20 protein-coding genes and 1 tRNA gene are annotated in these 21,050 nt (G+C 72.2%); 14 read left to right on the top strand and 7 right to left on the bottom strand.

Annotated features, from left to right (window positions below; genetic code table 11):
* Positions 1–165: 165 nt before the first annotated feature.
* Together Q7A36_RS08835 and Q7A36_RS08830 are read right to left on the bottom strand one after the other, a co-directional pair.
* Positions 166–258, bottom strand: a tRNA-Ser gene (locus Q7A36_RS08835).
* Positions 259–360: 102 nt separating this feature from the next.
* The gene (locus Q7A36_RS08830; RefSeq protein WP_305103315.1) at positions 361–990 is read right to left on the bottom strand and encodes a glutathione S-transferase family protein; all 630 of its coding nucleotides are present in this window, start codon (positions 988–990) and stop codon (positions 361–363) included.
* Positions 991–1,200: 210 nt separating this feature from the next.
* Between Q7A36_RS08830 and Q7A36_RS08825 the strand changes: the two genes are divergently transcribed.
* Both Q7A36_RS08825 and Q7A36_RS08820 read left to right on the top strand, forming a co-directional pair.
* Entirely contained in the window at positions 1,201–1,479 is a 279-nt protein-coding gene (locus tag Q7A36_RS08825) for an NINE protein (RefSeq protein ID WP_305103314.1), read from the top strand.
* A 73-nt stretch (positions 1,480–1,552) separates the two neighbouring features.
* Complete coding sequence (locus Q7A36_RS08820) at positions 1,553–3,130, top strand: ABC transporter substrate-binding protein (protein ID WP_305103313.1); 1,578 nt, start codon at positions 1,553–1,555, stop codon at positions 3,128–3,130.
* 73 nt (positions 3,131–3,203) lie between these two features.
* Here Q7A36_RS08820 and gatB read toward each other — a convergent pair whose 3' ends face one another.
* The 4 genes from gatB to gatC all read right to left on the bottom strand — a co-directional run bounded on the left by gatB (position 3,204) and on the right by gatC (position 6,964).
* Positions 3,204–4,652, bottom strand: coding sequence for an Asp-tRNA(Asn)/Glu-tRNA(Gln) amidotransferase subunit GatB (gatB, locus tag Q7A36_RS08815; protein ID WP_305103312.1), 1,449 nt, complete (start codon positions 4,650–4,652; stop codon positions 3,204–3,206).
* Positions 4,636–4,968 carry a hypothetical protein gene (locus Q7A36_RS08810; protein WP_305103311.1) on the bottom strand — a complete coding sequence of 111 codons (333 nt, stop codon included), beginning with the start codon at positions 4,966–4,968 and terminating at the stop codon, positions 4,636–4,638. Before Q7A36_RS08810 ends, gatB begins: the two co-directional genes overlap by 17 nt.
* A gap of 221 nt (positions 4,969–5,189) precedes the next feature.
* Entirely contained in the window at positions 5,190–6,677 is a 1,488-nt protein-coding gene (gene gatA, locus Q7A36_RS08805; protein WP_305103310.1) for an Asp-tRNA(Asn)/Glu-tRNA(Gln) amidotransferase subunit GatA, read from the bottom strand.
* A complete protein-coding gene (gatC, locus tag Q7A36_RS08800) occupies positions 6,677–6,964 on the bottom strand; it encodes an Asp-tRNA(Asn)/Glu-tRNA(Gln) amidotransferase subunit GatC (RefSeq protein ID WP_305103309.1) in 288 nt (95 codons plus the stop codon). The genes gatA and gatC overlap by 1 nt, the downstream gene beginning before the upstream one ends.
* A gap of 45 nt (positions 6,965–7,009) precedes the next feature.
* Between gatC and ruvX the strand changes: the two genes are divergently transcribed.
* Together ruvX and Q7A36_RS08790 are read left to right on the top strand one after the other, a co-directional pair.
* Positions 7,010–7,483 (top strand): Holliday junction resolvase RuvX, encoded by a 474-nt coding sequence (ruvX, locus tag Q7A36_RS08795; RefSeq protein WP_305103308.1) that lies wholly within the window; start codon positions 7,010–7,012, stop codon positions 7,481–7,483.
* A 49-nt stretch (positions 7,484–7,532) separates the two neighbouring features.
* Positions 7,533–8,279, top strand: coding sequence for an alpha/beta fold hydrolase (locus Q7A36_RS08790; protein WP_305103307.1), 747 nt, complete (start codon positions 7,533–7,535; stop codon positions 8,277–8,279).
* Positions 8,280–8,296: 17 nt separating this feature from the next.
* On the opposite strand, the gene Q7A36_RS08785 is transcribed toward Q7A36_RS08790, so the two are convergent.
* Positions 8,297–9,274 carry a tripartite tricarboxylate transporter substrate binding protein gene (locus Q7A36_RS08785; protein WP_305103306.1) on the bottom strand — a complete coding sequence of 326 codons (978 nt, stop codon included), beginning with the start codon at positions 9,272–9,274 and terminating at the stop codon, positions 8,297–8,299.
* 158 nt (positions 9,275–9,432) lie between these two features.
* Here Q7A36_RS08785 and Q7A36_RS08780 point away from each other — a divergent pair, with 158 nt between their 5' ends.
* From Q7A36_RS08780 to rpmG, 10 genes are all read left to right on the top strand, one after another.
* Complete coding sequence (locus tag Q7A36_RS08780; RefSeq protein ID WP_305103305.1) at positions 9,433–10,383, top strand: aspartate carbamoyltransferase catalytic subunit; 951 nt, start codon at positions 9,433–9,435, stop codon at positions 10,381–10,383.
* Positions 10,376–11,650 (top strand): dihydroorotase, encoded by a 1,275-nt coding sequence (pyrC, locus tag Q7A36_RS08775; RefSeq protein WP_305103304.1) that lies wholly within the window; start codon positions 10,376–10,378, stop codon positions 11,648–11,650. Before Q7A36_RS08780 ends, pyrC begins: the two co-directional genes overlap by 8 nt.
* Complete coding sequence (gene plsY / locus Q7A36_RS08770; protein ID WP_305103303.1) at positions 11,647–12,231, top strand: glycerol-3-phosphate 1-O-acyltransferase PlsY; 585 nt, start codon at positions 11,647–11,649, stop codon at positions 12,229–12,231. The genes pyrC and plsY overlap by 4 nt, the downstream gene beginning before the upstream one ends.
* 97 nt (positions 12,232–12,328) lie before the next feature.
* Positions 12,329–12,601: a hypothetical protein gene (locus tag Q7A36_RS08765; protein ID WP_305103302.1), complete on the top strand. Its 273-nt coding sequence runs from the start codon at positions 12,329–12,331 to the stop codon at positions 12,599–12,601.
* Positions 12,602–12,614: 13 nt separating this feature from the next.
* Positions 12,615–13,040: a type II toxin-antitoxin system VapC family toxin gene (locus Q7A36_RS08760; RefSeq protein ID WP_305103301.1), complete on the top strand. Its 426-nt coding sequence runs from the start codon at positions 12,615–12,617 to the stop codon at positions 13,038–13,040.
* Complete coding sequence (dprA, locus tag Q7A36_RS08755; RefSeq protein ID WP_305103300.1) at positions 13,034–14,170, top strand: DNA-processing protein DprA; 1,137 nt, start codon at positions 13,034–13,036, stop codon at positions 14,168–14,170. Before Q7A36_RS08760 ends, dprA begins: the two co-directional genes overlap by 7 nt.
* An 82-nt stretch (positions 14,171–14,252) precedes the next feature.
* A complete protein-coding gene (gene topA / locus Q7A36_RS08750; protein WP_305103299.1) occupies positions 14,253–17,033 on the top strand; it encodes a type I DNA topoisomerase in 2,781 nt (926 codons plus the stop codon).
* A 1-nt stretch (position 17,034) separates the two neighbouring features.
* Positions 17,035–19,254 carry a ribonuclease R gene (gene rnr, locus Q7A36_RS08745; RefSeq protein WP_305103298.1) on the top strand — a complete coding sequence of 740 codons (2,220 nt, stop codon included), beginning with the start codon at positions 17,035–17,037 and terminating at the stop codon, positions 19,252–19,254.
* A gap of 5 nt (positions 19,255–19,259) precedes the next feature.
* Positions 19,260–20,753: a S41 family peptidase gene (locus tag Q7A36_RS08740; protein WP_305103297.1), complete on the top strand. Its 1,494-nt coding sequence runs from the start codon at positions 19,260–19,262 to the stop codon at positions 20,751–20,753.
* Positions 20,754–20,864: 111 nt separating this feature from the next.
* On the top strand, positions 20,865–21,032 hold the full coding sequence (gene rpmG, locus Q7A36_RS08735; RefSeq protein ID WP_133223649.1) for a 50S ribosomal protein L33: 168 nt from the start codon (positions 20,865–20,867) through the stop codon (positions 21,030–21,032).
* Positions 21,033–21,050 lie beyond the last annotated feature (18 nt).

The following is a 21,050-nucleotide window of genomic DNA, read 5'->3' as shown; positions in this document are numbered from 1 at the left end:
GTGCAGACCTCAGCAGACATACCCCATATCGGGGATGTCACTCAGTCCCTGACAGCCTTTAAGGGCCGGCTGAGCAAGGTATCCTCGAATGTGTGGAGGATTGTGCGGAGACCGCCGGCAACGAAACGGAGAACCCGTCAAAAACAGCGACATAACCGGCGCTGGTGGCGGAGGGGATGGGATTCGAACCCACGATAGAGGTTGACCCCCTATAACGGTTTAGCAAACCGTCGCCTTCAGCCACTCGGCCACCCCTCCGCAGGTGTGACAGGCTCACGACGTATGCAGGCGCGGTCTTACAGGCGGGCGGGCCGGGCGTCAAACGCTACGGCCCGCCTCCGTGCAGGTCGGGCGCGCCGGTCAGGACAGCGCCACCTCGAATCCCTTCGCCGTCGCCGGCCGCGCCATCATCCGGGCATACCAGGCGCCGACATGGGGCAGGTTGTCGAAAGGCACCTGGTGCCGCTCATGCCGCCAGGCCCAGCCGAGGATGGCGAAGTCGGCGATGCTCGGCTCGCCCTCGGTCGCCACGTAGTCGCGCCCGGCCAGCCGCCGGTCGAGCACGCCGTAGAGCCGCCTGGTCTCGGCGTGGTAGCGCTTCAGCCCATACTCCTTCGCCGGCCCGTCCGGCTGCATGAGGAAATGGTGCACCTGCCCCGGCATGGGGCCGAAGCCGCCCATCTGCCACATCAGCCATTCATAGACCGGTACCCGGGCCCTGAGATCCTTCGGCATGAACTTGCCGGTCTTCTCGGCGAGGTAGAGCAGGATCGCGCCGCTCTCGAACACCGTGATGGGCTGCCCGCTCGGGCCGTCCGGATCGACGATGGCGGGGATCCGGTTGTTGGGACTGAACTTGAGGAATTCCGGATTGAATTGCTCGTTTTTCGTAATGTCGACGGTCTTCACCCGGTAGGGCAGGCCCATTTCCTCGAGGGCCACGCTGATCTTGCGGCCGTTCGGGGTGTTCCAGGTCCAAAGCTCGATCATGCGTTGCTCCGTGCGGGACGTCTCTCCCGGTCAAGCCTACCGGAAGCCGTCCGACGCGGCGAGGCCAGCGGGCGTGGCGCCGTTGCCACGTGACACCACAGGTCGAAGGAGGTCACGCGAAACGCCTTCCCAAGCGCGTGGCCCTGCAGCATTTTTTCATCGGCGCCGTTTCGTGTGGGGACCGAACGGCCGCCAAGGGGGATTAGGGGTATGGATGCGGTGATGTTGCTTGGCTCGCGCCGGAAATCGGTGGGGCTTGCTTACCTTTTGCTGGCCTGCTTCGGCCTCTTCGGCCTGCACCGGCTCTATCTCGGCCGCAGCCTGTCCGGCGCCGGCATGGCGGCCATCACGGTGCTGTCCATTCCGCTGATCTGGAGCGGCCTCGGCCTGCTCGGCTTCGTCGCCACCGGCACCTGGGCCCTGGCCGATGCGGTGATCATCCCCTCGATGGCGCGCGAGACGAACGAGGCGCTGCCCGCCCTCGCCTGAGGGCACGACCACCGGGGCCGCCCCCCTGGCCCCGCGCTTGCTTGCTCTCCCAGTCCCCCGACGGGAGAGCACCTTGTACCGACGAACGCTCCTGGCCGCTGCCGGCCTGATCGCCACCCCGCGTCTCGCCCTGGCGGACGAGACGCGGATCCTGCGCTTCGTGCCCTATGCCGACGTGGCGATCATCGATCCGATCTGGAGCACGAATTACGCCACCCGCACCCATGCGCATCTGGTCTTCGAGACGCTCTACGGCGTGGACGAATCGCTCGCGCCGCAGCCGCAGATGGTCGCCGGCCATGCGGTGGAGGAAGACGGGAAGCGCTGGCGGCTGACGCTGCGCGACGGGCTCCGCTTCCACGACGGCACGCCGGTCCTGGCGCGAGACTGCGTCGCCAGCCTGAACCGCTGGGCGAAGCGGGACGGCTTCGGCCAGGCGCTGATGGCGGCAACCGACGAACTCGCGGCCACCGATGACCGGACGATCGAGTTCCGGCTGAAGCGGCCCTTCCCGCTCCTGCCCGCCGCCCTCGCGCGGCCGAGCGCGCTGGTGCCCGTCATCATGCCGGAGCGCCTGGCGAGCCTCGATGCCTTCACCCAGGTGCCGGAGGCGATCGGCAGCGGCCCCTGGCGCTTCCTGCCGCAGGAGCGCGTGCCCGGCGCGCGCCTCGCCTATGCCCGGCACGAGGCCTATGTCCCGCGCCCCGACGGCGTGCCCGGCATGACGGCGGGGCCCCGGATCGCGCACCTCGACCGCATCGAGTTCCAGGTCATCCCCGACCCTGCCACCGCCGCCGCCGCGCTGCAGGCGGGGTCGGTGGATTGGGTGGAGCAGCCGCTGATCGACCTGCTGCCGGTCCTGCGCCGCTCGCGCGACATCGCGGTGGAGGTGAAGGACCCCTGGGGCCTCGTCGGCCATCTCCGCTTCAACCACCTGCATCCGCCCTTCGACAACCCGGCGATCCGCCGCGTGCTGCTGCAGGCGATCAGCCAGCACGACTGCATGGAGGCGGTGGCGGGCCAGGAACCTTCCCTCTGGCGCGCCGATGTCGGCGTCTTCCCGCCCGGCACCGCGATGGCGAGCGAGGCCGGACTCGACCACCTCAAGCGCAAGCCCGACCTCCCTGCCCTGCGGCGCGCGCTGCAGCAGGCCGGCTACAAGGGGGAACGGGTGGTGATGCTGGCCGGCACGGACGTGCCGCGGATCAATGCCGTCTCCGAGGTGACGGCCGAGGTGATGCGCCAGCTCGGCATCAACCTCGACTACGTCGCCACGGACTGGGGCACCGCCAACCAGCGCTTCCCGGTGCGCCGCCCACCCGCGGAGGGCGGGTGGAACTGCTACTGCATCTACTCCTCGGGCTTCGACCTGATGAACCCGGCCGTCTTCACGGCGCTGCGCGCCAACGGGCTGCGCGCCGGCATTGGCTGGCCGGACATCCCGCGGATGGAGGAGTTGCGACAGGCCTGGCTGGATGCGCCGGACGAGTCGGCGCAGAAGGCCGTGGCGCGCGACATCCAGGTGCTGGCGATGGAGCAGGCGATGTTCGTGCCGCTCGGCCTCTTCGCCCAGCCGGTGGCCTACCGGAAGACGCTGGTCGGGATGCCGAAGGGGCCGCCGCTGTTCACAGGGATCCGGAAAACAGGCTGAAAAAAGAGTCCGGGGGAAGGTATTCCCCCGGGCCCCCATCTATTTTTCCGAGTCTGGCAGCCGCCAGGCGGCGTCAGCCGAGCAGCTTCTTCACCGCGTCGTTCACCAGGGCGGGGTTCCCCTTGCCCTGCATGGCCTTCATGGTCTGGCCGACGAAGAAGCCGAACAGCTTCTCCTTGCCCGACTTGTACTCGGCCACCTTGTCGGCATTCGATTCCAGCACGCCGGCGACGATGCGCTCGATAGCGCCGGCATCCGTCACCTGGCGCAGGCCACGCTCCTCGACGATCGCGCCGGGCGACTTGCCCGTCTCCACCATCGCCTCGAACACCGCCTTGGCCAGCGTGCCGGACAGCGTGCCGTCCTTCATCAGGTCGAGCAGGGTGCCGAGGTACTCCGCCTTTATCGGCGGCTCGGCGATGCTGGTCTTCGTGCGGTTGATGGCGGCGAAGAGGTCGCCCATCACCCAGTTCGCCGCGATCTTGGCGTCGCGGCCCTTGGCCACCGTCTCGAAATAGGCGGCCGTCTCCTTCTCGAGCGTCAGCACATGCGCGTCGTAGGGCGACAGGCCCATGGCGACGTAGCGGGCGCGGCGCTCGTCCGGCAGTTCCGGCAGGCTGGCCTTGAGCTGCTCCACCCAGGACTGCTCGATGACCAGCGGCGGCAGGTCCGGGTCGGGGAAGTAGCGGTAGTCATGCGCATCCTCCTTGGAGCGCATGGAGCGCGTGACGCCGCGGCCGGTATCGAAGAGCCGCGTCTCCTGCTCGACCGTGCCGCCCTCCTCCCAGACCTCGATCTGCCGGCGCGCCTCGGCCTCCACCGCCTGCATGACGAAGCGGATGGAGTTGACGTTCTTCACCTCGCAGCGTGTGCGGTAGCCCTCGCCCGACTTGCGGACGGAGACATTGACGTCCGCCCGCATCGAGCCCTCGTCCATGTTGCCGTCGCAGGTGCCGAGGTAGCGCAGGATCTGCCGCAGCTTCGTCAGGTAGGCGCCGGCCTCCTCGGGGCTGCGCATGTCGGGCTCGGAGACGATCTCCATCAGCGCGACGCCGGAGCGGTTCAGGTCGATATAGGACTTGGTCGGGTGCTGGTCGTGCAGCGACTTGCCCGCATCCTGCTCGAGATGCAGGCGGGTGATCCCGATGGTCTTGGTGCTGCCGTCCTGCAGCTCGATCTCGATCTTGCCCTCGCCCACGATGGGGTGTGCGTACTGGCTGATCTGGTAGCCCTGCGGCAGGTCGGCATAGAAGTAGTTCTTGCGGTCGAAGCGGGACCACAGGTTGATCTGCGCCTTCAGGCCGAGGCCCGTGCGCACCGCCTGCGCCACGCATTCGCGGTTGATCACCGGCAGCATGCCGGGGAAGCCGGCATCGACGAAGCTGACCTGCGTGTTCGGCTCCGCCCCGAAGGCGGTGGCCGCGCCGCTGAACAGCTTGGCGTTGCTCGTCACCTGGGCATGGACTTCCAGGCCGACGACGATCTCCCAGGGGCCGGTGCGGCCCTCAAGCGTGAAGGACATGGCCTTGTTCCTTGGCTGCCCAGGCGAAGACGTGCTGCTGCTCGTCCGCCAGGAAGGAGGCGGCATCGCCGCCGATGATGCGCCCGCAGCGCTCGGCGGCGCGGGCGAAGCCGACCAGCGGCCTGCCGCGCATGGCGCCATGCGCAACGCTGGGCTTGTCCACGACCAGGGCCGAGAGCAGCGGCCAGCCGCGCGCCGTCGCCCGCCGGCAGAGGTCGAAGAGGTGCGGGTCCATGCGCCGCCGCGCGGCGTTCCACGGCACGCCGCTGGCCGCGGCGACATCGCCGTAGCTTAGGAAGTGCCGCGCCTCCGCCACCGACCGGATCAGGTCGAAGGTCGCCGCCAGGCAAAGCTCCTCCCCTGTTCCTCCGTTCGGTCGAGGCAGCCGTTCCTCCGTCCCGGCCAGATCCCCCCATCGCGGGTCGGCGTCGCCGGAGTCAAGGATCGCCGAAGGCGACCGGCGAAGCCGGCGCGCAGCGTCCTTGACGCCGGTGGCGGCGACCCGCGACCCTTGCGTGACCGGGCGGGCCGCTGGCGTCACACCCCCGCCCTCAGCCGCGGCAGCGCCTTGAAATCGGCCGCCGTCTCGATCGCGGCGCCGACGGCGAAGACCGTCTCCTCGTCGAAGGCGCGGCCGATCACCTGCAACCCCAGCGGCAGGCCCTGCGCGTCCAGCCCCGCCGGCACGGCAAGGCCCGGCAAGCCCGCGAGGTTGGCCGTCACGGTGAAGACGTCGTTCAGGTACATCGTCACCGGGTCGTCCTGCTTCTCGTCCATCCCGAAGGCCGCGCTCGGCGTCGCCGGGGTGACGATGGCATCGACGCCCGCGAAGGCCTGGTCGAAGTCGCGCTTGATCAGCGCCCGGATCTTCTGCGCCTTGAGGTAATAGGCGTCGTAGTAGCCGTGGCTCAGCACATAGGTGCCGATCATGATGCGGCGCTTGACCTCCGGCCCGAAGCCGGCGGCGCGGCTGCGCTCGTAGAGGTCCTTGAGGTCGCTGTCCTTCGCCGTCTCGCGCAGGCCGAAGCGCACGCCGTCATAGCGGGCGAGGTTCGAGGAAGCCTCGGCCGGCGCGACGATGTAGTAGGTCGGCAGGGCATATTTGGTGTGCGGCAGGCTGATCTCGACCGTCTCGGCGCCCTGGTCGCGCAGCCATTGCAGGCCCTGCTCCCATAGCGCCTCGATCTCGGCCGGCATGCCCTCCAGCCGGTACTCCTTCGGCACGCCGATGCGCAGCCCCTTCACGCCGCGGGCGCAGGCGGCGGCGAAATCCGGCACCGGGACGTCGGCCGAGGTGCTGTCCTTCGGGTCGAAGCCCGCCATGGACTTCAGCAGGATAGCGCAGTCCTCGACCGTGCGCGCGACCGGCCCGGCCTGGTCGAGCGACGAGGCGAAGGCGACGATGCCCCAGCGGCTGCAGCGCCCATAGGTCGGCTTGATGCCGGCGATGCCGCAGAAGGCGGCGGGCTGGCGGATGGAGCCGCCGGTATCCGTCGCCGTGGCCCCCAGCGCCAGCCGCGCCGCGACGGCGGCCGCCGAGCCGCCGGAGGAGCCGCCCGGCACCAGGCGCGTGTCGGGGTCGTTGGCGCGGGACCAGGGGTTCTCCACCGGCCCGAAGGCGCTGGTGGTGTTCGACGAGCCCATGGCGAACTCGTCGAGGTTCACCTTGCCGAGGAAGACGGCGCCGTCGCGCAGCAGGTTGCCGCTGACCGTGCTCTCATAGGGCGGGACGAAATTGCCGAGGATCCGGCTGCCCGCGGTGGTCGGCGTGCCCGCCGTGCAGAAGAGGTCCTTGATCGCCAGCGGCACGCCCTCGAGCGGGCCGGAGATCCCTTCCTTCCGCCGGGCATCGCTCGCCCTGGCCTGGGCCAGCGCCTGCTCGGCCATGACGGTGATATAGGCGTTCAGCCGCGGGTTCAGCGCCTCGATCGCGTCGAGATGGGCGCGGGTCAGTTCCTCGCTGCTGACGAGGCCTTCGTTCAGCGCCTCGATCGCGCCGCGGAGGGTGAAATCGGTCGGGTGCATTATTCCACCACCTTCGGCACGGCGAAGTAGTTGCTGGCACGATCCGGCGCATTCGCCAGGACCTGCTCGGGGATGCCGCCATCGGTGACGACGTCGTCGCGCATGCGGAGCGCGACGGCGCCGCCGCCCGCCATGGGCTCGACCCCCTCGGTGTCCACCGCCTGCAATTGCTCGATCCAGCCGAGGATGCCGTTGAGCTCGGCCTGCATGCGGCCGACCTCCTCCTCCTCCAGCCGGATGCGGGCAAGGGAGGCGATGCGCCTCACCGTGGCGGTGTCGAGGGACATGCGGGAATTCCAGAAGCAGGCAGTCTCAGGGCTATAACGGCCGCCATGCCCGTCTTCAACCTGACCGAATTGCGCGCCGGCCTGCCCCGGGGACAGCGGCTGATCGGCCTCGATCCGGGATCGAAGCTGATCGGCGTGGCGCTGTCCGACGTCTTGCTGATGCTCGCCTCGCCCTATGGATCGATCAAACGCGGCAAGCTGCGCGCCAATGCCGCCGAGGTGGCGACGATCGCCCGGAAGGAGGGCGCCGGGGGCCTGGTGGTCGGCCTGCCGCTCGGGATGGACGGGTCCTTCGGCCCGGCGGCCCAGGCGGCAAAGGACTGGGCCATGGCGATGGGCGAGGCCACGGGCCTGCCCGTGGCGCTCTGGGACGAGCGGCTGTCGAGCTCCGCCGTCAACCGGGCGATGATCGAGGCGGACATGACGCGCGCGAAGCGGGCGGCCGCGGTGGATGCGGCGGCGGCGGCCTATACCCTGCAGGCGGCGCTGGACGCGACGGCGCCGCGCCGGGACGATTGACAGCCTTCCCGGCGCGGGCCGGACTCCCTCCCAGCAGGGAGGACATGCCATGCCGACGCTGACCCGCCCCGACGGCACCATCGCCTACGAGGTCCATGGGGAGGGCTTCCCGGTCCTCCTCTTCGCCCCGGGCGGGCTTCGCTCCCGCCGCGCCATGTGGCCCTCGCCGCCCGGCGGGCCGGCGCGGCCCTGGGTGGACTGGATCCGGGCCCTGCCCGCCGCCGGCTTCGCCGCCATCGCCATGGACCAGCGCAATGCCGGCGAGTCCCGCACGGCGATCGAGGCGGACCATGGCTGGCACAGCTATGCCGCCGACCACCTGGCACTGATGGACCATCTGGGCTTCCGGCGCTTCGCCGTGCTCGGCGGCTGCATCGGCGGGAGCTTCTGCCTGAAGGCGGTGGAGGTGGCGCCGGACCGCATCGCCTGCGCGGTGTTGCAGAACCCGATCGGCTTCAACCCGGAGCATCCCGCCTATTTCCCGGACAGCCATGCCGAGTGGAGCCGCGAGCAGCGCGCCGCCCGGCCGGACCTGTCCGAGGACGCCCTCGCGGCCTTCGGCCGGCGCATGTGGGCCGGCGACTTCGTCTTCAGCGTGGACCGCGCTTTCTGCCGCGCCTGCCCGGTGCCGAGCTTCCTGCTGCCGGGGACCGACATCCCGCATCCGGCGGTGACCAGCACGGAGCTGGCGCGGCTGTTGCCGGGCGTGGAGGTGCTGGCCGACTGGCGCGGGCCGGACCACCTGGCGCAGCAGGAGGCAAGGGTGGTCGCATTCCTGCGGCGGCACGCGCACTGACGGGCCCGGCGGGCGGTTCAGCGGCTCAGGCTGATCCCGGCCTCCTTCGCCACCTCCCGCCACAGCCGGTTGTCCGCCTCGATCATCGCACGGAAGCCGGCGCGGCCGGTCCCGTCCGGCTCCATCCCCATCGGCCGCAGCCGCTCCGCGACGTCCGGCGCCCTCGCCGCCTCAGCCACCGCCGCCTCCAGCCGCGCCAGGATCGGCTCCGGCGTCCCGGCCGGCGCCAGCAGCCCGATCCAGTTGGCCTGCCCGAGGCCGGGGAAGCCCTGCTCGGCGACCGTCGGCACCTCCGGCAGCCGCGGCCAGCGCTGCGCGGTGGAGACCGCCAGCGCCCGCACCCGTTTCCCATCGAGCGCCGCCAAGGCCGGCCCCGGATCGGTCAGCGCCATCGTCAGGTCGCCCGCGGACACCGCGTTGATCGCGTCCTGGCTCCCCCGGTAGAGCACCGCCTGCATCTTCGCCCCCGCCCGATGGGCGATCTGCTCGGCCAGGAACTGGAAGGACAGGCCGCCGAAGCCGTAGGTGGCGCGACCGGGCTCCTCCTTCGCCCAGGCCAGCAGGTCCTGCAGACTCCGGTGCGGGCTGCCCGGCGCCACCAGCACGAAGGTCGGGAAGGTCGCCAGGACGGCGATGGGCGCGAGGTCGCGGGTCTGGTCATAGGCCGGCTCGGTGCTGCCGGGATTGGCGAGCACCGGGCTCGAGGGGTTCACCACCAGCGTATAGCCATCCGGGCGGGAGCGAATGGCCTGCTCCGTCCCCACCTGGCCGCCGGCACCGGGGCGGTTCTCCGCGACGAAGGGCTGGCCGAGCCTTTCCGAGAGCTTCTGGCCGTAGAGCCGCACCAGCACGTCGTTGCCGCCGCCGCCGGCGAAGGGGACGATGATCCGCACCGGCCGGTCCGGATAGCCGCCCTGCGCCACCGCGCCGCGCGCCAGGCCGAGCCCCCCGAGTCCCGCCAGCAGGACGCGCCGCGTCCGGCCCCGATCCGCCATGGTCCGTTCCTCCCCCGTTAGCCGGGCGGCTTTCCGCTGCCCGTGCCGCAGCGGGAAACCTCCCCGTTGCGCAGGCGCGGCGTCAAGGCACGGGATTTCCCCCGGCGCGCGCGGGGCGCTACACCAAGTCCCGGCCGGAGCGGAGTCGCTGTCCCTTCATGTCCTTCTCCTACCGCATCCTCCCCGGCGGGCACCTGCTCGCCATCGAGGGGCTGGAGCCGCCGCATATCGGCGCCCTGCTCGACCTCGCCGAGAGCTATGCGCTGCTCAACAGGTCCGGGAAGACGCAGCGCGACCTGCTGAAGGGCCGCACGCTGATCAACCTCTTCTTCGAGGACAGCACCCGCACCCGCACCAGCTTCGAGCTGGCGGGCAAGCGGCTGGGCGCGGACGTGATCAACATGTCCGTCTCGACCAGCAGCGTGAACAAGGGGGAGACGCTGATCGACACGGCGACCACCCTGAACGCCATGCATTGCGACCTGCTGGTGGTCCGCCACGCCCAGTCCGGCGCGCCGGCCCTGCTCTCCCAGAAGGTGTCGGCGAGCGTCATCAATGCCGGCGACGGCACGCATGAGCACCCGACCCAGGCGCTGTTGGACGCGCTGACCATCCGCCGCCGCAAGGGAAGGCTGGAGGGGCTGGTCGTCGCCATCTGCGGCGACGTGCTGCACAGCCGCGTCGCGCGGAGCAACATCCATCTGCTGACGGCGATGAATGCCCGCGTGCGCGTGGTCGGCCCGCCGACGCTGATCCCGGCCGAGGCCACGCGCCTCGGCGTCGAGGTCTTCCACGACATGCGGGCCGGCCTCGCCGGCGCCGACGTGGTGATGATGCTCCGCCTGCAGAAGGAGCGGATGACGGGCGGCCTCGTCCCCTCCTCGCGCGAGTTCTTCCGCTTCTTCGGCCTGGACCGGGAGAAGCTGGCCGTGGCGAAGCCCGACGCCATCGTCATGCACCCGGGGCCAATGAACCGCGGCATCGAGATCGACAGCGCCATCGCCGACGACGCGGAGCGCAGCGTGATCGGCGAGCAGGTGGAGATGGGCGTCGCCTGCCGGATGGCGGTGCTGGACGTGCTGGCGCGGGACCTGCGGCGGAATGTCTGACCTGATCTTCGCCGGCGCGCGGCTGCTCGACCCCGCGACCGGCCTCGATGCCGTCGGCGACCTGCTGGTCCGCGACGGCCTGATCCTCGACCACGGCCAGGGCCTCGGCCGGCCGGAGGGCGCTGAGGTGGTGGCCTGCGACGGCCTCTGCCTCGCCCCGGGCCTGGTGGACCTGCGCGCCGCCATCGGCGAGCCGGGGCACGAGCACCGCGAGACCATCGCCTCCGCCGCCCAGGCCGCCGCCGCCGGCGGCATCACCACGCTCTGCGCCCTGCCGGACACCGACCCGGCGCTGGACGACCCCGCGCTGGTGCAGTTCGCGCTCCGCCGCGGCGAGGCGACGGGCTCCATCACCCTCCTCCCCTATGGCGCCGCGACCAAGCACTGCGAGGGCAAGGAGCTCGCCGAATTCGGCCTGCTGAAGGAGGCCGGGGCCATCGCCTTCACCGATGGCCGCCGCGCCATCGGCAATGCGCGGACCATGCGCCTCGCCCTCTCCTATGCCCGGGCCTTCGGCAGCTTCATCGTCCAGCATCCGGAGGAACCGAGCCTCGCCGCCGGTGGCGCCGCGACCGAGGGCGAGCTGGCGACGCGGCTCGGCCTGCCCGGCATCCCGCCGGCGGCCGAGGCGATCATGGTGGCGCGCGACATCGCCCTCGCCCGCATCACCCAAGGCCATGTGCATTTCGCCCATGTCAGCACCGCCGCGGCGCTCGACCTGATCCGGGCGGCGAAGGCTGAGGGGCTCGCCGTCACCTGCGACACCGCCCCGCCCTATTTCGACCTGAACGAGACGGCGATCGGCGACTGGCGGACCTATGCCAAACTCTCCCCGCCGCTGCGGCCGGAGGCCGATCGGCTGGCCGTGGTCGCGGCGCTCAAGGACGGCACGATCGACGCCATCGCCTCCGACCACCAGCCGCGCGACGCCGACGACAAGCGCCTGCCCTTCGCCCAGGCCGAGGCCGGGGGCGCCGGCCTTGCCACGCTGCTCGGCGTGACGCTCGCGCGCGTCCATGGCGGCGATATGCCGCTGCTGCAGGCGCTGGACCTGCTGACGGCGAAGCCTGCCGCGCTGCTCGGCCTGCCGGCCGGTCGCTTGGCCAAGGGGGCGCCGGCCGACCTGGTGCTGATCGACCTCGAGCGCGGCTGGCAGGTGAAGGCCGGGCTGCTGCCGGGCAAGGCGCAGAACTCGCCCTTCGACGGCCGCGCCCTGGAGGGAAGGGTGGTCGGCACCTGGAAGGCCGGGCGGAGGGTCTTCGGATGACCGGGGTGCTGGCGCTTGCCTTCGGCTACCTGCTCGGCTCCATCCCCTGGGGCCTGGTGCTGACCAGGGCCGCGGGACTCGGCGACATCAGGCAGATCGGCTCGGGCAATATCGGGGCGACCAATGTGCTGCGTACCGGCAACAAGCCGCTCGCCGCGGCGACGCTCCTGCTCGACCTGCTGAAGGGGGTCGCCGCGCTGCTCCTCGCCGCGGCGCTCTGGGGCGAGACGGCGGGGCTGCTGGCCGGCTTCGGCGCCATGCTGGGGCATGCCTTCCCGGTCTGGCTGGGCTTCAAGGGCGGCAAGGGGGTGGCGACCGGCGGCGGCGTGCTGCTGGCGGCGGCGTGGTGGCTCGGCCTCGGCGCCGCGCTGGTCTGGCTGGCGACCGCCTTCGCCACCCGGATCTCCTCGGCCGGCGCCATCGCCGCCTGCGCCGCCGCGCCGGTCATCGCGGCGGTCGCCGGGCGGTGGGACCTGGCGCTCTTCGCCGCAGGCATCGCCGCCCTGGTGATCTGGCGGCACCGGCCGAACATTGAGCGGCTGCTGGCCGGGACGGAGCCGCGGATCGGCCGGAGGGCCTGACGCTTCGCGACCCCGAGTCGTTGCGCGTCCGTCACACGGTTGTGGATTTCGTAACCACCTCTTCGTATATTGTGGCCCGCGAGGAGCACGACGGGCCATGCCGCAGACCCTGACGATCGACGAAGCGGAGTTCCAGGCGAGCGTTCCGGCGCTGGTCGAAGGGCTTGGCGCGCGCGGGCTCGACCGGGTCGAGGTGACGCGGGGCGGGCAGGTCGTGGCCATCCTGACCCCGCCGGAGGCCGCACCGACAGCCGGCGCCGACATCTATGGCTTCATGCGGGGCTCGGTCGTGATCCCGCCGGGTTACGACCTGACCGCCCCGGTCCTCGAACGCTTCCTCGCCGAGGAGCAGGACCGCTTCGAGGACTGAGGCCCCGCGGACGATGGCGGCCAGGGGCGTGCTCCTCGACACCTGCGCGCTGATCTGGGTCGCCACCGCCAGCCCCATGCTCTCCCCGGCTCTCGGGGCGATCCGCGCCGCTGCGGAGGCAGGTGAAGTCCACATCTCGCTGATCTCCGCCTGGGAGATCGCCTGCCTGGCGCGGCGCCGCGCGGCCCGATCACCGCTGTTCCTGCCGGACCCGAAATCCTGGTTCGCCGCCGCCCTGCGCGGCCCCGGCATCCGCCTGGCGCCCTTCACGCCGGAGATCGCGGTCGATACCGAATTCCTCCCGAGCGACCCGCACCGCGATCCCGCCGACCGCGCCCTGATCGCCACCGCCCGCCACCTCGGCCTGCCGCTCGTCACCCGTGACGCCCGCATCCTCGCCTGTGCCGAGGCCGGCCATGTCGGGGCGGTCGCGTGCTGACCGCCGACATCCTCTCCCCGGCCGAGGCCCTGGCCCGCCTCCGCCTCGCCCGCACCGACGGCATCGGCCCGCTGACCTTCCGCCGGCTGCTCGAGCGCCATGGCAGCGCCCAGGCCGCCCTCGCCGCGCTGCCGCGCCTCGCCGCCCGCCGCGGCACGCCCCTCGCCCTCTGCCCGGAGGCCGAGGCGCGGCGCGAGATGGGCGCGCTGCACCGCATGGGCGCCCGCCTCCTCTTCGCCGGGGAGCCGCCCTACCCGCCGCTGCTGGCCATGCAGGAGGATGCGCCGCCCGTCCTAGCGCTCCTCGGCGACCCGGCGGCACTGGCCCCGCGCGCCGTCGCCCTGGTCGGCGCCCGCAACGCCTCCGCCGCCGGCCGCCGCATCGCCGAGGACCTGGCGGAGGCCCTCGCCGCCGCCGGCCTCGCCGTTGTCTCCGGCCTCGCCCGCGGCATCGATGCCGCGGCGCATCTCGGCGCGCTCCGCCGCGGCCGCACCATCGCCTGCGTCGCCGGCGGCCTCGACCAGCCCTACCCGCCGGAACATGCCGGGTTGCAGGAACGGATCGCCGCCGGAGGCGGCGCCGTCCTCGCCGAGGCCCCGCTCGGCACCGCCCCGCTCGCCCGCCACTTCCCCCGCCGCAACCGCATCGTCGCCGCCCTCTCCCTCGGCGTCGTGGTGATCGAGGCGGCGCCGCGCTCCGGCAGCCTGATCACCGCCCGCCTGGCGCTGGAGGCGGGGCGGGAACTCTTCGCCGTCCCCGGCAGCCCGCTCGACCCGCGCTGCCGCGGCTCCAACGACCTGATCCGCCAGGGCGCCCACCTCGCCGAGTCGGCGGAGGACGTGCTCGCCCACCTGCCCGAGGCGCCGCGCGACGCCCCGCTCTTCGCCGCCTCGCCGGCCTGGACGGCGGCCGAACCGGCGGAGGACTCCATGGCCGCGGCACCCGAGCCGCCCGGCGATGCGGCGCAAGTGCTTGATCTTCTTGGAACCAGTCCGATAGCGGTTGACGAGGTGGTGCGGCGCTGCCACCTGTCGCCCTCCGCGATCCAGGCGATCCTGCTTGATCTCGAACTGGCCGGACGGGTGGAGTTGCTGCCGGGCAACCGGGTGGCGCTCACCGGACAGGGCTAGGACGGGACCCCCGGGCCCGCCCGCTCGTCGCCCGCCGCCAATCTCCGTCCCATGGGGGCGGCCACAGGATGTGTTGGAGTCCATGCCGGACGTCGTCGTCGTCGAGAGCCCCGCCAAGGCCAAGACCATCAACAAGTATCTCGGCCGGGACTTCACGGTGCTGGCGAGCTTCGGCCATGTCCGCGACCTCCCCCCGAAGGACGGCTCCGTCCGTCCGGAGGAGGACTTCGCCATGGACTGGGAGTCCGAGGACCGCGGCGAGCGGCAGGTCAACGAGATCGCCCGCGCGCTCCGCGGCGCCCGCCGCCTCTTCCTCGCCACCGACCCGGACCGGGAGGGTGAGGCGATCTCCTGGCATGTCCAGGACATGCTGGCCCGCAAGGGCGCGCTGAAGGGCGTCGAGGTCCGGCGCATCACCTTCAACGAGATCACCAAGCGCGCCGTCCAGTACGCCATCGACCATCCGCGCGACCTCGACGCGCCGCTGATCGACGCCTACCTCGCGCGCCGCGCGCTCGACTACCTCGTCGGCTTCACCCTCTCGCCGGTGCTCTGGCGCAAGCTCCCGGGCAGCCGCTCGGCCGGGCGCGTGCAGTCGGTCGCGCTGCGGCTGATCTGCGAGCGCGAGGCCGAAATCGAGGCCTTCAAGGCCCGCGAGTACTGGACCGTCGAGGGCAAGTTCGCGACCCCGATCGGCGCCTGGTTCACCGCCCGGCTGACGCATCTGGACGGCCGGAAGCTCGAGCAGTTCGACCTGCCGGACGAGGCCAGCGCGCTCCGCGCCAAGGCCGCCGTCGAAGCCGGCACCTTCTCCGTACTCTCGGTCGAGAAGCGCCGCGTCCGGCGCAACCCGCCGCCGCCCTTCACCACCTCCACCCTGCAGCAGGAAGCCTCCCGCAAGCTCGGCATGGGCGCGCAGCAGACCATGCGGACGGCGCAGCAGCTCTACGAGGGCGTGGACATCGCCGGCGAGACCGTCGGCCTGATCACCTATATGCGGACGGATGGCGTGCAGATGGCCCGCGAGGCCATCGCCGCCATCCGCGACCATGTGAAGGGCGCCTTCGGCGCCGACTACCTGCCCGGTGCGCCGCGCGAATACACCTCCAAGGCCAAGAACGCGCAGGAGGCGCATGAGGCGATCCGCCCGACCGATGTCCGCAACACGCCGGAGAAGGTCGCCCGCTTCCTCGACGAGCGGCAGCGCCGGCTCTACGAGCTGGTCTGGAAGCGCGCGGTCGCGTCGCAGATGCAATCCGCCGAGCTCGACCAGACCACGGTCGAGATCGCCGATGCCGCGAAGAAGACCATCCTGCGCGCGACCGGCTCCGTCATCGCCTTCGACGGCTTCCTCAAGCTCTACCGGGAGGACGAGGACGACCGCGCCGCCGATGCCCGCGCCGGCATCACCGGCGCCGCCGCGGGCGAAGACGAGGACAGCCGCACCCTGCCCCCGATGCGGGAGAAGGACCCGCTCAAGCGCGGCGAGGTCGCGGCCAACCAGCACTTCACCCAGCCGCCGCCGCGCTATTCCGAGGCCTCGCTGGTCAAGAAGATGGAGGAGCTCGGCATCGGCCGCCCCTCCACCTATGCCTCCATCCTGCAGACCCTGCAGGACCGGGACTACGTGAAGCTGGACAAGCGCCGCTTCATCCCGGAGGACCGCGGCCGGCTGGTGACGACCTTCCTAGTCCATTTCTTCGAGCGCTACGTCGATACCGGCTTCACCGCCGGCCTCGAGGAGCAGCTCGACGACATCTCCGCCGGCAGGATCGACTGGCGCGCGGTCATGCGGGCCTTCTGGGAGGAGTTCAAGCGCGCGGTCGATGCCACCAAGGACCTCAAGATCAGCGACGTCATCGACGCGCTGGACGAGGAGCTCGGGCCGCATTTCTTCCCCGACCGCGGCGACGGCACCGACCCGCGTGTCTGCCCGGCCTGCTCGAGCGGGCGGCTCGGCCTGCGGCTCGGCCGGACGGGCGCCTTCATCGGCTGCTCCAACTACCCGGAATGCCGCTATACCCGCCCGCTCATCGCGCCCGGCGCGGATGGCGAGGGCACGACCGGCCTCTCCGACGGCCCGCGCGAGCTGGGCCGCGATCCCGCCACCGGCGAGCAGGTCACGGTCCGCCGCGGCCCCTATGGCGTCTATGTCCAGCTCGGCGAGGGCGGCACGGATGACAAGGGCAAGCCCACCAAGCCGCGCCGCGCCAGCCTGACCAAGGACATGGACCCGGACACGCTCGACCTCGACCGGGCGCTGCGGCTGCTCTCGCTGCCGCGGGTGATCGGCCGCGACCCGGAGAGCGGCGAGGAGATCCAGGCCGGCCTCGGCCGCTTCGGCCCCTACATCAAGGTCGGCAGCATCTTCCAGTCGCTCGAGCCTGGGGATGACGTCCTCTCGCTCGGCATGAACCGGGCGATGGAGCTGCTGGCCAAGGCGCGGGCGAAGGTGCGCGTCCTCGGCCCGCATCCGAAGGACGGCGCGCCGGTGGAAATACGCAAGGGCCGCTTCGGCCCCTATGCCCAGCACGGCAAGACGGTGGCCAACCTGCCGCGCAACCTCGCCATGGAGGATGCGACCCTCGAGGAGGTCGTCACCCTGCTGGCCGAGAAGGGCAAGGCGCTGGCGCCGAAGGGCAAGGCCGGGGCCAAGGGCAAGGCCAAGGCGGCACCGAAGCGCGCCGCGCCGAATGGCGAGGCGACCGAGGAGGCGCCGGCCAAGCCCGCCGCGCGCAAGGCCCCGGCCCGCAAGGCTGCGGCCTCCGCCCGCAAGCCCGCAGCCGCGGCCAAGCCCGCGGCGAAGAAGCCCGCCGCCAAGGCGACGGCTGCGAAGAAGTCCGCGCCGAAGAAGAAGGCCTGAGATGGCGCGCCGCCCCCCAGGCGGCGCCTCCCTCCCCCCGCCCCGGCCCCGGCCGGCGGAGGGCGAGGCGCCCCTGCCCTCGAAGGAGGAGCTGCGGCGCTTCCTCCGCGCCAGCCCCGGCAAGACCGGCAAGACCGAGATCGCCCGCCATTTCGGCCTCTCATCCGACCAGCGCCCGGCGCTGCGGGAGCTGTTGCGCGCGCTGAAGGAGGACGGCTCCGCCCAGCCCGCGGGCCGGCGCGGCGTCTCGGCCCCCGGCCGCCTGCCGGAGATGGCAGTGATCGAGGTGACCGGCACCGACCCGGACGGCGACCCGATCGCCCGCCCGCTCGGCTGGAAGCCGGAGGTGCAGGGCCGCATGCCGGTCATCTTCATGCGGCCGGAGCGCGCCGGGCAGGCCGCCCTCGCCCCCGGCGAGCGGGTCCTGGCGAAACTGAAGCCGATCGGCGCCGGGAAGTACGAGGGCACCACGGTCAAGCGCGTCGGCAGCGGCACGCCGGCCCGCGTGCTCGGCATCTACGAGGAAGGCCGGATCATCCCGACGGACCGCCGGCACCGCGCCGAATGGGCCGTCCCGCCGGGCGAGAACGGCGGCGCCGAGCCGGGCGAGATCGTCCTCGCCGAGCCGCTGCCCGGACGTCCCCTCGGTCTCCGTCCGGCACGGATCGTCGAGCGCCTGGGCCGCATGGGCGAGGCGAAGTCCATCTCCCTCATCTGCATCCACGCCCATGGCATCCCGGAAGTCTTCCCGGCCGAGGCGGTGCGGGAGGCGGAGCGCGCGACCGGCGTCGCCGCCCGCGGGCGGGAGGACCTGCGCGACATCCCGCTGGTGACGATCGACGGCGAGGATGCGCGCGACTTCGACGACGCCGTCTGGGCGGAGCCGGACGGGAGCGGCTGGCGCGTGATCGTCGCCATCGCCGATGTCGCGCATTACGTGACGCCGGGCAGCGCGCTCGACCGCGAGGCCTGGGCGCGCGGCAACAGCGTCTACTTCCCCGACCGCGTCGTGCCCATCCTGCCCGAGGCGCTGTCCAATGGCTGGTGCAGCCTGCGCCCGGGCGAGCCGCGCGGCTGCCTTTTCGTCGAGATGCGCTTCGATGCCGGCGGCACGAAAGCCTCGCACCGCTTCGGACGCGCCATCATGCAGAGCGCCGCGCGCCTGACCTACGAGCAGGTGCAGGCCGCCCATGACGCCGGCGAGGACCCGACCGGGACGCTCCGCGCGCTCCATGGCGCCTATGCCGCCTTGCAGGCGGCGCGCGACCGCCGCGGCACGCTCGACCTCGACCTGCCGGAGCGGCGCGTGCGGCTCGACGACCGGGGCCGGGTGCTCGGGGTCGAGCCGCGCGCCCGGCTCGACAGCCACCGCCTCATCGAGGAGTTCATGGTCGCCGCCAATGTCTGCGCGGCGGAGGAACTGGAACGGCTCGGCCAGCCCTGCATGTACCGGGTCCACGACCGCCCCTCCGACCAGAAGCTGGAAGGGCTCCGGCAATTCCTCGAGGCCTTCGACATCGCGCTGCCGCCGGGCGACCAGTTGCACCCGCGCAACTTCGCGCATGTGCTGGACCTTGTGCGCGGCCGGCCGGAGGAGCGGCTGGTGCACGAGACGGTGCTGCGCGCCCAGTCCCAGGCCGCCTATGGCCCCGACAATATCGGCCATTTCGGCCTGGCGCTGGCGCGCTATGCGCATTTCACCAGCCCGATCCGGCGCTATGCCGACCTGCTGGTGCATCGCGCGCTCATCCGCGGCCTGAAGCTCGGCACCGACGGGCTGGAGGAGACGGAAGCGGCGCGCTTCCCCGATACCGGCGAGCACATCACCCAGACCGAGCGCCGCGCCGCCGCGGCCGAACGCGACGCGGTGGAGCGCTACCTTGCGGCATTCATGTCGCAGCGGATCGGAGAGGTGTTCGAGGCGCGCATTAGTGGCGTGACACGCTTCGGCCTGTTCGTCACCCTGGAGTCGAATGGCGCGAGCGGAATCGTTCCCCTCGCGTCGCTGCCGGACGACCGATGGACCGAGGACCAGGCACGGCATGGCCAGCGCGGGCATATGCTGTCGGGCCAGCGGACCGGACTCACCTTCACCCTGGGCCAGGCGGTGGAGGCGAGGCTGGTCGAGGCGACGCCCCGCACCGGCGGCATGGTCTTCCACCTGATGCAGGGCGTGCCGCCGCGCCGCGCGAAGCCCGCAGGCGCGCGCCGCCGCTCCTGATCCTGTTGCTGGTCCTGCTCGCCCCGGCGCTCGCCCGGGCGCAGGAGGGGCTCTTCCCGCGCGAGCAGGTGCAGGCGGTGCTCGCCACCGCCATGGGCGCGGTGCTGGAACGCCACCTCGAGGCCGCGACGCCGGCCGAGCTCGGCCTCTGGAGCATGCGGGGCCTCGAGGTGCTGGAGCCGGCCTTCCGCACCGAATTGCAGAGCGGCACGCTGCTGCTCTCGGCGCCCGACCGCCTGCTCTCGGCCCGGCCGATGCCCGCCCTGCCCGCGACCGGCCCGCCGCACCTCGCGGCGCTGCCGCTCTCGGTCGCGCTTTCCGGCATGTTCGACGCCGCCTGGCGCGCCTCCCCCGCCATCCGGCGCGCGGGGCCGGAGCGGATGCTGCGCAGCGCCTTCGAGGAGCTGTTCAACCACCTCGACCCCTATAGCCGCTACATGACTCCGGAGGAGGCGCAGGCAGCGCGCGCGCGGCGGATCGGGCAGAGCGGCCTCGGGCTGCGCCTCGCCGCCGGGCGGCGGGAAGAAGTGCGGATCGCCGCCGTCACGCCCGGCTCGCCCGCCGCCGAGGCCGGGCTGCGCCTCGGCGACCGGGTGCTGGAGGTGGATGGCGAGCCACTCTCGGCCCGTGACCTCGCCGCCGCCGCCGCGCTGCTGGAAGGACCGGCGGGCACCGAGGTGGCGCTCCGGGTGGAGCGCGGCCGGCGCCGCTTCAACGTGCTGCTCCTGCGCAGCACGGTGGCGCCTGAGACGGTGCATGTGCAGCGGCAGGACGAGATCCTCTGGCTGCGGCTCGACGGCTTCTCCAGCGCCACCGACCTGCGGCTGGCGGAGGCGCTGACCGAGGCCTTCCGCCCCGCCGGGCCGCGCGGCGTGGTGCTGGACCTGCGCGGCAACCGCGGCGGCCTGCTGGGCCAGGCGGTGGCGGTGGCCAGCGCCTTCCTCCCCGACGGGGTGGTGGCGATGACCAGCGGCCGGCACCCGGATGCGGCGCGGACCTATGTCGCGGGCGGGCCGGACCTGGCGCGCGGCCTGCCGCTGGTGGTGCTGGTCGATGGCCGCACCGCCTCGGCCGCCGAGATCGTGGCGGCAGCGCTCTCGGACCGCGGCCGGGGCGTGGTGGTGGGCAGCGCGACCACCGGCAAGGGGCTGATCCAGGCGGTGGTGCCGCTGCCGAACGGGGGGGAGTTGCTGGTCACCTGGTCCCGCGTGCTGGCGCCGCGCGGCTGGCCGATCCAGGGACTCGGCGTGCTCCCGGCGGTCTGCACCGCCCTCGGCGCGGATGCGGCGACGGCTGCGCTCGGGCGGCTGCGGCTGGGCGAGGCGCCAATGGGGCGGGCCCTGGCGCGGCTGCGCGCCGCCCGCGCGCCCGTCCCGGGCAGCGAGGTGACGGCGCTGCGCAATACCTGCCCACCGGCCGAGGGCCGCGAGGCCGACCGCGGCGTGGCACGCGCCCTGATCGAGCAGCCCGAGGCCTATCTCGCTGCCCTGGCCCGCTGAGCCGGGTCCCGGTACGCCACCGGGCGCGGTTTCGCTTGACGCGGCGCCCCCGGCCGCTAGTGTCCGCGGTCTTCCGCCAGTCCGGCAGACCGTTCACGCGAAGGCTTCGCCATGGCCAAGGCCAATACCATCCAGATCAAGCTCGTCAGCAGCGCCGATACCGGCTTCTTCTACGTCACGAAGAAGAACGTCCGTAACATGACCGGCAAGCTCGAGAAGAAGAAGTACGACCCCGTCGCCCGCAAGCACGTCGTCTTCCGCGAAGCGAAGATCAAGTAGTCGCCGCGGCGCGGCCGG

This window comes from Paracraurococcus lichenis (genome assembly GCF_030657435.1).
GTDB classification, from domain to species: Bacteria; Pseudomonadota; Alphaproteobacteria; order Acetobacterales; family Acetobacteraceae; genus Paracraurococcus; species Paracraurococcus lichenis.
Note: the sequence above shows the minus strand (reverse complement) of the source record. Positions and strands in the feature narration are given on the sequence as shown.

Bases quoted from the DNA above. Each gene is read 5' to 3' on its own strand.
- Q7A36_RS08830 (WP_305103315.1), bottom strand. From the start codon at position 990: ATGATCGAGCTTTGGACCTGGAACACCCCGAACGGCCGCAAGATCAGC.
- Q7A36_RS08825 (WP_305103314.1), top strand. From the start codon at position 1,201: ATGGATGCGGTGATGTTGCTTGGCTCGCGCCGGAAATCGGTGGGGCTT.
- gatB (WP_305103312.1), bottom strand. From the start codon at position 4,652: ATGTCCTTCACGCTTGAGGGCCGCACCGGCCCCTGGGAGATCGTCGTC.
- gatA (WP_305103310.1), bottom strand. From the start codon at position 6,677: ATGCACCCGACCGATTTCACCCTCCGCGGCGCGATCGAGGCGCTGAAC.
- gatC (WP_305103309.1), bottom strand. From the start codon at position 6,964: ATGTCCCTCGACACCGCCACGGTGAGGCGCATCGCCTCCCTTGCCCGC.
- ruvX (WP_305103308.1), top strand. From the start codon at position 7,010: ATGCCCGTCTTCAACCTGACCGAATTGCGCGCCGGCCTGCCCCGGGGA.
- Q7A36_RS08790 (WP_305103307.1), top strand. From the start codon at position 7,533: ATGCCGACGCTGACCCGCCCCGACGGCACCATCGCCTACGAGGTCCAT.
- Q7A36_RS08785 (WP_305103306.1), bottom strand. From the start codon at position 9,274: ATGGCGGATCGGGGCCGGACGCGGCGCGTCCTGCTGGCGGGACTCGGG.
- Q7A36_RS08780 (WP_305103305.1), top strand. From the start codon at position 9,433: ATGTCCTTCTCCTACCGCATCCTCCCCGGCGGGCACCTGCTCGCCATC.
- pyrC (WP_305103304.1), top strand. From the start codon at position 10,376: ATGTCTGACCTGATCTTCGCCGGCGCGCGGCTGCTCGACCCCGCGACC.
- plsY (WP_305103303.1), top strand. From the start codon at position 11,647: ATGACCGGGGTGCTGGCGCTTGCCTTCGGCTACCTGCTCGGCTCCATC.
- Q7A36_RS08765 (WP_305103302.1), top strand. From the start codon at position 12,329: ATGCCGCAGACCCTGACGATCGACGAAGCGGAGTTCCAGGCGAGCGTT.
- Q7A36_RS08760 (WP_305103301.1), top strand. From the start codon at position 12,615: ATGGCGGCCAGGGGCGTGCTCCTCGACACCTGCGCGCTGATCTGGGTC.
- topA (WP_305103299.1), top strand. From the start codon at position 14,253: ATGCCGGACGTCGTCGTCGTCGAGAGCCCCGCCAAGGCCAAGACCATC.
- rnr (WP_305103298.1), top strand. From the start codon at position 17,035: ATGGCGCGCCGCCCCCCAGGCGGCGCCTCCCTCCCCCCGCCCCGGCCC.
- rpmG (WP_133223649.1), top strand. From the start codon at position 20,865: ATGGCCAAGGCCAATACCATCCAGATCAAGCTCGTCAGCAGCGCCGAT.